Origin of the sequence: Pseudonocardia oceani, assembly GCF_019263585.2 — a bacterium.
In the GTDB taxonomy this organism is placed as follows: domain Bacteria; phylum Actinomycetota; class Actinomycetes; order Mycobacteriales; family Pseudonocardiaceae; genus Pseudonocardia; species Pseudonocardia oceani.
Window position 1 is genome coordinate 6,213,650 of sequence record NZ_JADQDF010000001.1, and the last position, 13,477, is coordinate 6,227,126.

12 protein-coding genes are annotated in these 13,477 nt (G+C 75.6%); 3 read left to right on the forward strand and 9 right to left on the reverse strand.

Features of this window, described 5'->3' with window-relative positions; genetic code table 11:
- Positions 1 to 25 precede the first annotated feature (25 nt).
- The 8 genes from I4I82_RS31140 to I4I82_RS31175 all read right to left on the reverse strand — a co-directional run bounded on the left by I4I82_RS31140 (position 26) and on the right by I4I82_RS31175 (position 8,780).
- Positions 26 to 1,231 (reverse strand): GNAT family N-acetyltransferase, encoded by a 1,206-nt coding sequence (locus I4I82_RS31140; RefSeq protein ID WP_218593422.1) that lies wholly within the window; start codon positions 1,229 to 1,231, stop codon positions 26 to 28.
- Positions 1,231 to 2,241, reverse strand: a complete 1,011-nt coding sequence (locus tag I4I82_RS31145; RefSeq protein ID WP_218596317.1) for a DUF4333 domain-containing protein — start codon at positions 2,239 to 2,241, stop codon at positions 1,231 to 1,233. Before I4I82_RS31145 ends, I4I82_RS31140 begins: the two co-directional genes overlap by 1 nt.
- 73 nt (positions 2,242 to 2,314) lie before the next feature.
- On the reverse strand, positions 2,315 to 5,128 hold the full coding sequence (locus I4I82_RS31150) for a DEAD/DEAH box helicase (RefSeq protein WP_218594313.1): 2,814 nt from the start codon (positions 5,126 to 5,128) through the stop codon (positions 2,315 to 2,317).
- Positions 5,129 to 5,199: 71 nt separating this feature from the next.
- Positions 5,200 to 6,243 (reverse strand): twin-arginine translocase subunit TatC, encoded by a 1,044-nt coding sequence (gene tatC / locus I4I82_RS31155; protein ID WP_226370353.1) that lies wholly within the window; start codon positions 6,241 to 6,243, stop codon positions 5,200 to 5,202.
- 9 nt (positions 6,244 to 6,252) lie between these two features.
- Positions 6,253 to 6,567, reverse strand: a complete 315-nt coding sequence (gene tatA / locus I4I82_RS31160; protein ID WP_218596318.1) for a Sec-independent protein translocase subunit TatA — start codon at positions 6,565 to 6,567, stop codon at positions 6,253 to 6,255.
- A gap of 97 nt (positions 6,568 to 6,664) precedes the next feature.
- Entirely contained in the window at positions 6,665 to 6,841 is a 177-nt protein-coding gene (locus I4I82_RS31165; RefSeq protein WP_218590935.1) for a hypothetical protein, read from the reverse strand.
- Positions 6,842 to 6,843: 2 nt separating this feature from the next.
- A complete protein-coding gene (locus tag I4I82_RS31170) occupies positions 6,844 to 7,803 on the reverse strand; it encodes a helix-turn-helix transcriptional regulator (RefSeq protein WP_218596319.1) in 960 nt (319 codons plus the stop codon).
- Positions 7,800 to 8,780, reverse strand: a complete 981-nt coding sequence (locus tag I4I82_RS31175; RefSeq protein ID WP_218590937.1) for a helix-turn-helix transcriptional regulator — start codon at positions 8,778 to 8,780, stop codon at positions 7,800 to 7,802. The genes I4I82_RS31170 and I4I82_RS31175 overlap by 4 nt, the downstream gene beginning before the upstream one ends.
- 86 nt (positions 8,781 to 8,866) lie before the next feature.
- On the opposite strand from I4I82_RS31175, the gene I4I82_RS31180 reads away from it, so the two are divergent.
- The gene (locus I4I82_RS31180) at positions 8,867 to 9,100 is read left to right on the forward strand and encodes a hypothetical protein (protein WP_218590938.1); all 234 of its coding nucleotides are present in this window, start codon (positions 8,867 to 8,869) and stop codon (positions 9,098 to 9,100) included.
- 23 nt (positions 9,101 to 9,123) lie between these two features.
- Here the strand turns inward: I4I82_RS31180 and pafA are convergent, their stop codons facing one another.
- Positions 9,124 to 10,485, reverse strand: a complete 1,362-nt coding sequence (gene pafA / locus I4I82_RS31185; RefSeq protein WP_218590939.1) for a Pup--protein ligase — start codon at positions 10,483 to 10,485, stop codon at positions 9,124 to 9,126.
- A gap of 153 nt (positions 10,486 to 10,638) precedes the next feature.
- On the opposite strand from pafA, the gene I4I82_RS31190 reads away from it, so the two are divergent.
- Together I4I82_RS31190 and I4I82_RS31195 are read left to right on the forward strand one after the other, a co-directional pair.
- A complete protein-coding gene (locus tag I4I82_RS31190; protein WP_226370354.1) occupies positions 10,639 to 12,174 on the forward strand; it encodes a bifunctional phosphatase PAP2/diacylglycerol kinase family protein in 1,536 nt (511 codons plus the stop codon).
- 32 nt (positions 12,175 to 12,206) lie between these two features.
- Positions 12,207 to 13,451: an alpha/beta fold hydrolase gene (locus I4I82_RS31195; protein ID WP_225920732.1), complete on the forward strand. Its 1,245-nt coding sequence runs from the start codon at positions 12,207 to 12,209 to the stop codon at positions 13,449 to 13,451.
- Positions 13,452 to 13,477 lie beyond the last annotated feature (26 nt).

The window sequence follows — 13,477 nt, forward strand, 5'->3', positions numbered from 1 at the left end:
GGGTTACAGCGGGTTCGGAAATTCTTCAGAAGTACGTCCCGCACCACGGCGCACGGTCGGTGGCGAACAGCGCGTCGGCGCGGGCCGGGGCGCCCGCGTCGTGCACCCGCCACCACCCCGTGGCCGCGAGCAGCGACGGCGCGCGGTCACCGAGGTAGGCCATCGCCAGCGCGTCGACGTCGCACTCCAGCTCGGGCTCGGCCCGCACGCGCTCGGCCGGGCCGTCGCCGATCCGGTAGACGCCGTCGTTGGCGGGCAGCACGCGGTCGTGCACGCCGACCAGCACGGGCCGGGCCGGCTCCCACGTCCGCGCGGCCAGCGCCGCCGGTACGTCGACCAGCCGCAGCCACGTCTCGTCCTCGACCTCGGAGACCGCGCAGTCGCGGGGGTCGGCGAGGAGCAGCTCCAGCGGCTCGTCGACGGGCCGCAGCCAGCCCTCGACGCGGTCCACCAGGTCGATCCCGGTGAGGAACGCCCAGAGCCCGGCGACGGCGTCGACGGAGTCGGCGTGCAGGTCCGACACGCGCAGCGTGCGGTGCGAGAACGACCCCGGCGCGGTCGGGGAGGCCACGGCGAACCCGTCGTCGCCGCCCGGGCCGGTGTGCACGGCCACGACGAGGTGCTCGCCCTTCGCCACCCGCTGCCCGACCGGGCGCCACCACCACGCCTCCGGGCGGGTGATGCCGCCGGGGCGCCGCAGCGCCAGCGCGTCGTGCAGCGCGGTGAGCGTCGGCAGGACGTCGTCGCCGACGACCACGCGCACCGATCCTGCGGGCTCGCGGCGCCAGCCCTTTTCGGTGCCGCGGACGGCGACCTCGCGGCCGCGGCTGGCCACCCCGTAGCCGAAGCGGCCGTAGATCCGCGCCTCGCTCGCGCGCAGCGACGCCAGCGGCTCGCCCCGGGCGGCGGTGTCGGCCAGCAGCGTGCGCATCATCGTCGAGAGGACGCCGCGGCGGGTGCGGTCGGGCCGCACCCCGACGCGGGTGACGGCCGCCGTGTCCAGGGCGGCGCCGCCGGGCACCCCGGTGCGCGTCGGGAACGAGGTGGCGGTGCCGACGAGGTCGCGCCCCTCGGACACGCCGAACGTGCGGCCGGGGCTGTAGCTCTGGGCAGCGCGGTCCCAGTCGGCGTCCGGGACGGCGTCCTGGTGGATGGTGGCGGCGAACAGCCGGTGCGCGGCCCGCAGCTCGTCGGGCCCGACCACGTGCACGGGGACGGGAGCGGGGACCATCAGGCGCCCGGCCTGCCGACCTCGTAGTCACCGGTGTCGCTCGTGACCGTGACCGGCACGACGGAGGGGGCGCCGTCGATCGTGGTGGTGCAGGTGAAGGAGGTGCCGGTGACGACCCGGATCGGGCCGGCGCCGACCTCCCCGCACGTGACGTCGCCGACGACGGGGTAGCCGTAGTCCTCGACGAGCACCCGCTGCACGCCGCTCTGCAGCGCGGCCTGGTCGAAGACCGTGGTGTTGAGGAAGCCGGGCCACACGAACGCCATGACCGCGCCGACGGCGAGCAGCGCCACGACGATCCCGCCGACGACCAGCGGGAGGCGCGAGCGACGCCGGGCCCGGTCGACGTCGGGCAGCGGCGGGTAGCCCTGCCCGTAACCCGGACCGCCGTACCCCTGCTGCGCGTAGCCCTGCCGGCCGTGGCCCTGCTGCTCGTATCCGGGCTGGCCGTATCCGGGCTGGCCGTACCCGGGCTGGGCGTACCCCTGCTGCCCGTAGCCGCCCTGCGGGCCGTATCCCGGCTGTCCGGCGTACCCGGGCCGGGCCTGGGTCGGGTACGGCTGCTGACCGGGGTGGGGCTGACCGGGGTACGCGCCCGGCGGGCCCCAGCCCTGCTGTCCCGCGGGTCCCGTCGGCTGCCCCTGTTCCGGCGCCGCCCAGCCCCCGCCCATCGGCGGCTGCTGCGCCCACGCGGGCGTGTCGGCCGCGGGGGTCCGCCCGGGCGGGCCGGCCCGGTCGACGCGGGTGGCGTCGGGGTCCGGTGCGCCCCCGACGGGCGGGGTCGTGACGACGCGCGTGGCGTCCGGGTCGGCCGGCTCCGCCGTGTCGCGCCCGGACGGGACGTCGCCGCGCGAGGCGTCCTCGCGAGGCGGCGCCTCCTCGCTCCAGGACCGCGTCTCGGCGGCCCGGTCGACGGACGGGTCGCCCCATCCCCCGGCGGGCGCGCCGCCCCAGGGCTGCTCCGCCCCCTCGGCCGGCCTGCCGTGCGGGGTGCCCTCGGGCGTCGTCATCGCCGACCTTCCGTCGTCCTGCGCTCGCCGGATCCAAGCACAGGCCCTTCGGCCGGCGCAGCCGAACGCCCGATCAGGTGGCGCCGACCGCCACCACGCCCCGGCGGACCGCCTGCCCCGCCTTCACCGCGGCCCGGCCGACCGGGGTGGACCGCCCGGCGACCCCGGCGATCTGGTCGAGCAGGTCGAGCACCTGGCGGCACCAGCGCACGAAGTCCCCCGCCGAGAGCTCCGAGCCGTTCTGCTCGGCCGCCGTCAGCACCGCCGACAGCGACTCCCCGCGCGCCCACCGGTGCATCGGCCAGGCGAACCCGAGGTCGGGCTCGCGGGTGCGGTCGACGTGGTGGCGCCGCTCGTCGGCGTCGAGCTCGCCCCAGATCCGCACGGTCGTCGCGAGCGCCTCGCTGACCGGCCCGGACGGCACGCGCGGCACCGGCCCGTTGTCGCGGCGCGTCTCGTACACCAGCGCCGAGACGACGGCGGCGAGCTCGGCGGGCTCCAGGCCCTCCCAGGCGCCGTGGCGCAGGCACTCCGCGGCGAGCAGGTCCGATTCGCCCCACAGCCGCGCCAGGCGCTGCCCGTGCTCGGTGACCTCCTCGGCCGGATCACCGCCCGGGCCCGCGTGCGACCCGGGGCCGAGGTAGCCGCGCTCGCCGAGCAGCGCGCGGATGCGGTCGAACGCCCGGGCCAGCGAGTGCGTCGTGGCCTGGCGCTTCTGCCGCAGCTGCTCGGTCTCGCGCTCCAGCCGGGCGTGGCGCTCGGCCCAGCGGGCGTGCGACTCGCGGTCGTCGCAGCCGTGGCAGGGGTGCGCGCGCAGGGCGCGGCGCAGCGTGGCGAGCTCCGGGTCGTCGACGGAGTCGGCGCGGCCGCGGCGCCGCGGCGTGCTCGGCGCGACGAGGCCCGTGCTGCGCAGCGACGAGGCGAGGTCGCGGCGCACCCGCGGGGCGCGGTGGTCGACCCGTTTGGGCAGCCGCATCCGGCCCAGCGGCTGCACGGGCGCGGGGAAGTCGGCCGACGACAGCCGTCCGGCCCAGCGGTCCTCGCTCAGCACCAGGGGGCGCGGGTCGCCGTCGGAGTCGACGCCCGGGTCCAGGACGACGGCGAGCCCGGCGCGCCGCCCGGCCGGCACCGCGATCACGTCGCCGACCTTGAGCCGGCGCAGCGACGCGGCGGAGGCCTCCCGGCTCTCCGCGACGCCCTGGCGCGACAGCGACTTCTCCCGGTCCGACACCTGCCGCCGAAGCCGCGCGTACTCGGAGAAGTCGCCGAGGTGGCAGCGCATCGACTCCTCGTAGCCCGCCAGCGCCTCGGTGTTGCGGTCGATCCGCCGGGAGATCCCGACGACGGAGCGGTCGGCCTGGAACTGGCCCAGCGACTGCTCGAGCAGGTCGCGCGCGGACTCCGTGCCCAGGCGCGCCACCAGGTTGACGGCCATGTTGTAGCCGGGGCGGAACGAGCTGCGCAGCGGGTACGTGCGCGTGGAGGCCAGGCCGGCGACCTGCACCGGGTCGACGCCCGGCTGCCAGACGACGACGGCGTGCCCCTCGACGTCGATGCCGCGGCGCCCGGCCCGCCCGGTGAGCTGCGTGTACTCCCCCGGCGTCAGCTCGGCGTGGCTCTCGCCGTTGTACTTGACCAGCCGCTCCAGCACGACGGTGCGCGCTGGCATGTTGATGCCCAGCGCGAGGGTCTCGGTGGCGAACACCGCCCGCACCAGGCCGCGGACGAACAGCTCCTCGACCGTCTCCTTGAACGCCGGCAGCATCCCGGCGTGGTGGGCGGCGATCCCGCGCTCCAGCGCCTCGCGCCACTCCCAGTAGCCCAGAACGGCCAGGTCGGCCTGGGGCAGCTCGGAGGTGTGCTCGTCGACGATGCGGCGGATCTCGGCGACGTCGTCGTCGGTGGTGAGGCGCAGCCCGGAGCGCAGGCACTGCCCGACGGCGGCGTCGCAGCCCGCGCGGCTGAAGACGAACGTGATGGCCGGGAGCAGGCCGTCGCGGTCGAGGCGGTCGATCACGGTCGTGCGCGACGGCGGCCGGAACCGGCTCTGCGAGCGCCCCCCGGCCCCGCCCGGGGCCCGCGGCGAGCGCCCGCGCCCGCGGTCCCACACGGCGCTGGAGCGCTCGAGGTCGCGGGTGTGGCGCACGAGGTCGGGATCGACCTGCAGCTCGCCGGACTCGTCCTCGCCGGCGAAGAGGTCGAGCAGCCGGTTGCCGACCATCATGTGCTGCCACAGCGGCACCGGGCGGTGCTCGTCGACGACGACGGTGGTGTCGCCGCGCACGGTCACCAGCCAGTCGCCGAACTCCTCGGCGTTGCTGACCGTCGCCGACAGCGACACCAGCGCGACGTGCTCGGGGAGCTGGAGGATGACCTCCTCCCACACCGCGCCGCGGAAGCGGTCGGCCAGGTAGTGCACCTCGTCCATGACGACGTACCCGAGGTGCTCCAGCTGCCTGCTGCCCGCGTAGATCATGTTGCGGAGCACCTCGGTGGTCATGACGACCACCTGCGCGTCGCCGTTGATCACGGTGTCCCCGGTGAGCAGGCCGACGGCGTCGGCGCCGTGGCGGGCGACGAGGTCGGCGTACTTCTGGTTGCTCAGCGCCTTGATCGGCGTGGTGTAGAAGCACTTCTGCCCGCGGGCGAGCGCGAGGTGGACGGCGAACTCGCCCACGACGGTCTTCCCGGCACCGGTGGGCGCGCAGACGAGCACGCCGTGCCCGTCCTCGAGCGCCGAGCAGGCGCTGCGCTGGAACCCGTCGAGCTCGAAGGGCAGACCTGAGACGAACTCCGTCAGGTTCGGACGTGCGGCCCGGCTCCGGGCGGCGGCGTAGGCCTCCGCGGGAGCAGGCGTGCTGCTGGCCACCTGTCCACACTCGCACATCCGGCGGCGGATCACCGGACGCACCCCCGACGGGCGTCCCGCCCGCCGCGCTAGGCGGGCGGGACGCGCGGTCAGGTCACGTCGTCGAGGCTCCGGGAGGACTCGGCCCGGGAGGACTCGACCCGGGTCGGCTCGATGCGGGCCGGGGCGGCGATCGTGCCGGGCCCCTCGACGGCGCTGGGCGCCTCGGCTCCGCCCGGGGCACCGACCGGGCTGGGCCGGGTGTCGATCGGGCTCGGCGTGGTGTCGATCGGCGAGGGGGCGTCGGGGTCCCAGTCGTCCCAGCCCTCGGCCGCGCGGCGCTTGGCCTTGCGCCGGTCGTTGATGCGGGCGACCTGGATGGCGACCTCGAACAGGATCACCAGGCCCAGCGACAGGGCGATCATCGAGACCGGGTCCTGGCCCGGCGTGGCGATGGCTGCGAAGACGAACAGGCCGAAGACCAGCCCGCGCCGCGAGGACGCCAGCTTCTCGTAGGTGATGACGCCCGCGAAGTTGAGCATCACGACCAGCAGCGGGATCTCGAAGCTCACGCCGAAGATCAGCAGCAGGCCGATGACGAAGTTGAAGTACTGCTCGCCCGAGAGCGCGGTGGTCTGCACCCCGTCGGCGATGGCGAGCAGGAAGCTCAGGCCCTGCGCGACGACGTAGTACGCCAGCACCGCACCGCCGACGAACAGCACCGCGGCGACCGCCACGAAGGTCAGCGCGTAGCGGCGCTCCTTGACGTAGAGGCCGGGGGTGATGAAGCCCCACAGCTGGTAGAGCCACACCGGGCAGGCCAGCACGACGCCGGCGGTGATGCCCACGCGCAGGCGCAGGTTGAACTGGTCGAACGGACCGGTGGCCAGCAGCGTGCAGGTGCCGTCCTGGGTGAACTCGGCGCGCTGGCCCGCGGGGATCGAGCAGTACGGGTCGGTGAGCAGCTCACCCAGGCTCGGGAAGCCGAAGAACGACACGCCGAACCAGATGTAGCCGAAGATCGTGGTCACCGCGATCGCGACCAGCGAGATCGTCAGCCGGTTGCGCAGCTCGTAGAGGTGCTCGACGAGCGACATCGTCCCGTCGGTGTTCCGGGGCGTGCGCCCCGACCGACGCAGGGAGAACCTGGCCACCGGCGTGGGCTACTGGCCGGGGGTGGAGTGGCCCTGCCCGGCGGCCGGCGTCGTCTCCTGCTGCTGCTGCTGCTGCGGAGCCGGCGCGGGCGGGGCGGCCGCGGTGGGCGGCAGCGGTGCGGGGGGCGGCGTGGCCGCGGGCGGAGCGGGCTGGGCGGGGGCGTCCTTCGACGCGCCGTCGTCCTTGAGGCCCTTCATCTCACCCTTGAACACGCGCGCGGACTGTCCGATCGAGCGGGCCATGTCCGGGAGTCGCTTGGCGCCGAAGAGCAGCACCAGAACGCCGATCAGGATCACGAATTCCCAGCCGCCGAGGCTCGGCATGGAGTCGTCCTTCCGCCGTGGTCAGTACGGGACGCAGTCTACTCCGGTCGGGCGAACGTCCCGGGGGCGGACCGCCCCGACGGCGCAGATGCCGCGGTCAGGACCGCCTGACGGCGCCCCGCCCGACGGCGGGCAGCGCGGCGCGCCCGCGTGCGATCCCGGTGCCGAGCTCGTCGGCCGCGCGGGAGAACCGCCGCACCCGCGGCAGCACCGCCAGCAGCACCGCGACGAGCAGGACCAGACCGATCCCCGCCACCACCCAGGCCAGCACCATGGTCACTCCCCGATCCCGTCCACGTCCAGCGCCTGCCGGGCCCGCCGCGCGACGGCGTCGGCGAGCTCCGGCGGGTCGAGGACCCGTGCCCCGCCACCCAACCCCAGCACCAGCCGCACCAGCCAGGCGGGGTCGGCGTAGCGCAGCACGACACGCAGCCGCCCGCCCTCGACCTCGCGCGCCTCCTCGACCGGGTAGTACTCCGATACCCACAGCGCGCCCGGCTCGAGCAGCAGCACCGCGGCCGGGTGGTCGGGCCGGGCCCGGAACGCGCCCTCGGACACGTCGGCGGGCTCGGCGTCCGGCGGTGGCTCGGCGGGCTCGTCGAGCACGGTCACGTCCTCCACGCGGTCGAGCCGGAACAGCCGCACGCCCTCGGCCCGGCGGCACCAGGCCTCCAGGTAGCCCCGGCCCTCGACGATCAGCAGCCGCATCGGGTCGACCACGCGCTGCGACACCGCGTCGCGCCCGGCGGTGTAGTAGACGATCCGCAGCGCCCGCCCGCTCTCCAGAGCCGTGCGCACCGCGGCGGTGGTGGCCTCCTCCTCGCGGGAGAGGTCGACGGTGACCGAGGCCAGCCCGGCGTCGCCGACGGCCTGCTCGATCTTCGCCGTCGCCCGCCGCACCGCCCCCGTGTCGACGACGCCGGGCTGCTCCCCCAGCGTCCGCAGCGCCACGAGCAGCGCCGTCGCCTCGGCCGTGGTGAGGCGCAGCGGGCGGCGCATGCCGGCGTCCTCGGTGACGGTGACGGTGTCGCCGGCGAAGGAGAGGTCGACCAGGTCGCCGGGGCCGTAGCCGGGCAGCCCGCACATCCACAGCAGCTCCAGGTCGCGGCGCAGCTGCCGCTCGGTGACCCCGAAGTCGGCGGCCACCTCGCTGACCAGCACGCCCGGGCGCGCCAGCAGGTAGGGCACGAGCGAGAGCAGCCGCGGCAACCGCTCGGTGACCCCTCCGGTGCTCACGGGGTGCTCACCGGGCCGGCGGCGGCCGCCCACGTCGCCCGCACCCGCTCGGCGAGGTCGGGCGGGTCGAGCACGGCGATGTCGGGGCCGTGCCCGGCCAGCCAGCGCGCCACCATCGCCGGGTCACGCAGGTCGAGCTCCAGCTCGTCGCCGGGGCGCCCGCGATGGGTGAGCGGGCCGAGCACCCGGGCCAGGCGGCGCAGGCCCTGCGCCCGCCCCGCGGCCGCCCAGACCCGGGCGACGCCGGTGACCGGCGGCAGGTCGACGCCGCGGCGGACCAGCGCCGTCAGGTCGACGCCCTCGGGCGCGCGGACCGCCCCGGCCGACCCCGTGGCCGTGACGGCGCCGCTGATCCGCGACACCCGGAACGAGCGCACGTCGTCGCGGTCGCGGTCGTGGCCCACCAGGTACCAGCGGCCCCGCCAGGACACGACGCCCCACGGCTCGACGTGGCGCCGCACGACCTCCCCGCCCGGGCCGCCGCGGCGGTGGTCGAACGTGACCGCCCGCCCGGCCTGCACGGCGGCGAGCAGCGGCGCGAACGCCGGGTCGCCGGCACGGACCCGGGGCTGGATCCGCCCGGAGTCCTCGTCGACCTCCACGCCCGCCGCCCGCAGCTTGACCAGCGCGCCCCGCGCGGCCCCGGCCAGCTGCGGGGAGTCCCACAGCCGGGCGGCCAGCGCGACGGCCGCGGCCTCGTCGGGTTCGAGGTCGATCTCGCCCAGCTCGTAGTCCTGGCGGGCGATCCGGTAGCCGTCGGCGGTGTCGAAGCTCGAGCGCCTGCCGGTCTCCAGCGGCACCCCCAGCTCGCGCAGCTCGGCCTTGTCGCGCTCGAACATCCGGAAGAACGCGTCGTCGCCCGCCGCGTCGGCGTAGCCGGGCACGATCGACCGGATCCGCTCGGCCGTCAGGAACTGGCGGGTGGACAGCAGGCACAGCACGAGGTTGACCAGCCGCTCGGCCCGCGAGGAGGACACGCGCGCCATCGTAGGACCTGTCTCATCCTGCGACAGCCGAACGGCCGGTCTTGACCTCGTCCGTGCGGACGCGGAAGCTCGCCGCCATGAGTGCGCCGGAGACGTTCAACCCGTGGACGATCGTCAACCTGGTCTTCACCCACCTCGCCGAGGCCGGCCTGCACCCCGTGCTGGGCGAGGCCGGAGATCCGGCCATCCCGGCCACGGCGCTGCTGCGCGCGCTGGGCATCGAGCCGGGGCGCAACGACGAGACCGTCGCGTCGGAGTCGGTGCAGGACGAGCTGGCCCAGATCCGCGAGCGGATGTTCGGCGAGGCCTGAGCCCGGGGGCTCCGGCCCCGCCGCTACAGCGACGCGATCAGGCGGTCGACCCGCTCGTCGACGCTGCGGAACGGGTCCTTGCACAGCACGGTGCGCTGGGCCTGGTCGTTGAGCTTGAGGTGCACCCAGTCGACGGTGAAGTCGCGGCCCGCGGCCTGCGCGGCGGCGATGAAGTCGCCGCGCAGCTTGGCCCGCGTGGTCTGCGGCGGGGTGTCCTTGGCCGCCTCGATGTCGCCGTCGTCGGTGACGCGCTCGACCATCCCCTTGCGCTGCAGGAGGTCGAACAGCCCGCGGCCGCGCCGGATGTCGTGGTAGGCGAGGTCGAGCTGGGCGACGCGGGCGCTGGCCATGTCGAGGTTGTTGCGCTCGCGGTAGCGCTCGACGAGGCGGTGCTTGATCGCCCAGTCGATGTCGCGGTCGATCAGCGAGAGGTTCTGGCTCTCGACGGCGTCGAGGGTGCGGCCCCACAGCTCGACGACGCGCGTCATCGCCGGGTCCTCGCTGCCGCGCGCGGCCAGGTGCTCGACGGCGCGGGCGTGGTACTCGCGCTGGATGTCCAGGGCGCTGGCCTCGCGGCCCCCGGCCAGTCGCACCGTGCGCCGCCCGGTGAGGTCGTGGCTGATCTCGCGGATGGCGCGGATCGGGTTGTCCAGGGTGAAGTCGCGGAACTGGACGCCCGCCTCGATCATCTCCAGGACCAGCGTGGCCGAGCCGACCTTGAGCATCGTGGTGGTCTCGGACATGTTCGAGTCGCCGACGATGACGTGCAGGCGCCGGTAGCGCTCGGCGTCGGCGTGCGGCTCGTCGCGGGTGTTGATGATCGGACGCGAGCGCGTGGTGGCGCTGGAGACGCCCTCCCAGATGTGCTCGGCGCGCTGGGAGAGGCAGTAGACGGCCCCGCGCGGGGTCTGCAGCACCTTGCCCGCGCCGCAGATCAGCTGGCGCGTCACGAGGAAGGGCAGCAGGACGTCGGCGATGCGGGAGAACTCCCCGGCGCGGGCGACGAGGTAGTTCTCGTGGCAGCCGTAGGAGTTGCCCGCCGAGTCGGTGTTGTTCTTGAACAGGTAGATGTCGCCGCCGATGCCCTCGTCGACCAGCCGGCGCTCGGCGTCGACGAGCAGGTCCTCCAGGATCCGCTCCCCCGCCTTGTCGTGGCTGACGAGCTGGGCGAGCGAGTCGCACTCGGCCGTGGCGTACTCGGGGTGGGACCCGACGTCGAGGTAGAGCCGCGCACCGTTGCGCAGGAAGACGTTCGACGAGCGCCCCCACGAGACGACGCGGCGGAACAGGTAGCGCGCCACCTCGTCCGGGGAGAGACGTCGCTGGCCGTGGAAGGTGCAGGTGACCCCGAACTCGGTCTCGACACCGTAGATCCGCCGCTGCATCCCCCCAGCGTAGGCGGAAGAGGGCCCCTCCTGTCACGCCTGTGACGCACGGGTTCCCGGCGTGGCGCCCGCTGCGGCGGCCGCGACGCCGGTGACCTGCGACGCCGGGCGCCGCGCGTCCGCGCAGTGCGTGCCCGCCGTAGGGTCGGTCGGGTGATCAGTCGGGTGCGCCGCAGCAGGGGCCGAGTCAGCGACCTGGACCGCGCGATCTCCCGCGCCGTGTCGGATCTGCCGCCCAGCCCCCTCGACGGGGCGATGAAGGCGGCCTCGGTCGCGGCGAACCACAGCCTGCTGTGGTTCGGAGTGGCCGCGCTGCTGGGCGCGCGCCGCGGGTCGAGCCGCAAGGCCGCGCTGCGCGGGGTCTTCGCGATCGCCGCCGCGAGCGGGTCGGCCAACGCCGTGCTCAAGCCGCTGCTGCCGCGCCGCCGCCCGGCCGCCTCCGAGCTGCCCGCCTACCAGACGCTCGCCGATCCCCCCACGTCGTCGTCGTTCCCGTCCGGGCACGCCGCGTCGGCCGCCGCGTTCGCCACGGCCGTCGCGATGGAGAGCCCGAAGCTGGGGCTGGCGGTCGCGCCGCTGGCCGCGAGCGTCGCCTACTCCCGGGTGCACGTCGGCGTCCACTGGAGCTCCGACGTCGTGTCGGGCGCCGCGCTGGGCGCGGGCATCGCCCTGCTGTCGCGGCGCTGGTGGCCGGTGCGCCTCACCGACGAGGCCCGCGCCCGCCCGCTCGACGCGGTGCCGGTGCTGCGCGACGGCGAGGGCCTGGTGATGGTGTCCAACCAGCGCTCGGGCGACCCCGAGCACGACCCGGCCGACGACCTGGAGGCCGCCTTCCCCAAGGCCGTGATCGTGCGCGCGCGGCCCGACCGCGACCTCGACGAGCAGCTCGACGAGGCCGTGGAGGTGGCCGGCAGCTCCGCGCGGGCCGTGGGCGCGGCCGGGGGCGACGGCACCGTCGCGGCCGCGGCGGCCGTGGCCGGCCGGCGGCGGCTGCCGTTCGTCGTCGTCCCCACCGGCACGCTCAACCACTTCGCCCGCGACGTCGGCGTCTACGACCTGCAGGAGGCCGTCGACGCCACCGCGGCGGGCGAGGCGGTGGCCGTCGACCTCGCGCTGGTCGAGGTGCACCCCGGCTCGACGTCGGACGCCGTGATCCGCACCCGCTGCTTCCTCAACACCGCGAGCCTGGGCTCCTACCCCGACCTCGTGCGCCTGCGCGAGGCGTGGCAGCCGCGGTGGGGCAAGTGGCCGGCGTTCGCCGCGGCACTGGTGGTCGTGCTGCGGCGCGCCGAGCCGGTGGCCGTCCGCATCGAGGGCCGCTGGACGAAGGTCTGGTTCCTGTTCGTCGGCAACGGCCCCTACCACCCGCGCGGCATGGTCCCGGCCTGGCGCCCGACGCTGGACTCCGGCCTGCTCGACGTCCGCTGGCTGCGCGCCGACATCCGGTTCTCCCGGCTGCGCGCGGTGGCCGCCCTGCTGTTCGGGGCGCTGGGCCACAGCCGCGTCTACGGGCAGCGCGAGGTCGCCGAGTTCGACGTCGAGCTGTCGGTGCCGGGGATGCTCGCCACCGACGGCGAGGTCGTCGAGGAGTCGGGGCGCTACACCTTCCGCGTGGCGCCGGAGCCGATCGAGGTCTACCGGCGGCGCGAGGAGAACTGGACGGGCCGCGACCGCCCGTTCCTCCCGTAGCCCGCACGGGTCAGGCGCGGTAGACACGGGACATGCGCGTCACCGGACTGGACCACGTCGTGCTCGTCTCCCCCGACCCCGAGCGGCTGATCGCCTGGTACGTCGACGTCCTGGGCCTCGAGCCGCTGCGCCTCCCGCAGTGGCGCGCGGGCGAGGTGCCGTTCGCGTCGCTGCGGGTGGACAACTCGACGATCATCGACGTGCAGACGGGCGAGCGCAGCGGCACCAACGTCGACCACCTGGCCCTGGTCGTCGACGCCGACCTCGACGCCCTCGCGGCCGAGCACGGCGTCCCCGCCCCGCGCAGCCTGTTCGGCGCCCGTGGGCAGGGCCGCGGGATCTACCTGCGCGACCCCGACGGCACCGGCGTCGAGCTGCGCACCTACGCCCCCGCGCCCGGCCCGTCGACCTTCGCCACCCCCGTCGACGGGTTCCGCACCGCCTACGACGACCACGCCGGCCCCGAACCGGTCGTCGTCCTGCTGCACGGCTGGCCCGGCGACCGCCAGGACTTCCGCGACGTCGTCCCGCTGCTGGCCGGGTCCTGCCGCGTCGTGGTGCCCGACCTGCGCGGGTTCGGCGCCACCGAGCGCCCCGACGGCGCCGGACCGGACGCCTACGCCGCCGCCGCCCAGGCCCGCAGCGTGGCCGCGCTCGTCGAGGAGCTCGGGGTCGGGCCGGTCGTCGTCGGCGGGTACGACGTCGGCAGCCGCGCCGCGCAGGAGCTGGCCCGCGCCCGCCCCGACCTGGTGCGCGCCCTCGTCGTGTCCCCTCCCGTGCCGGGCGCGGGGGCGCGCGTGCTGTCGGCCGACGCGCACCGCGAGTTCTGGTACCAGCACCTGCACCGGCTCCCGCTGGTCGAGGACCTGCTCGACGGCGACCCGGCCGCGGTGCGCGACTACCTCGCCCACACCTGGTCGCACTGGTCGGGCCCCGCCTTCGTCCCCGACCCGGCCGAGCTCGACCGGCTCGCCGCCGCCTACGGCCGGCCGGGGGCGTTCGTCGCCTCGGTGAACTGGTACCGGGCCGGTGCGGGCACCGTGGCGCGCTCGCTGGCCGAGCAGGCCCCGGACCCCGCCGACCGCCTCGCCGTCCCGACCACCGTCCTGTGGCCCGAGCACGACCCGCTCTTCCCCAGGGAGTGGTCCGACGGGCTCGACGAGTTCTTCGCCGACGCCGAGCTGCGCCCGCTCGACGGCGTCGGCCACTTCACCCCGCTGGAGGCCGCACCGGCGTTCGCCGCGGCCCTCCTCGAGCGAGTGCAGGAGACGACGTGAGCAGGTCCCACCCCCAGCAGTGGACC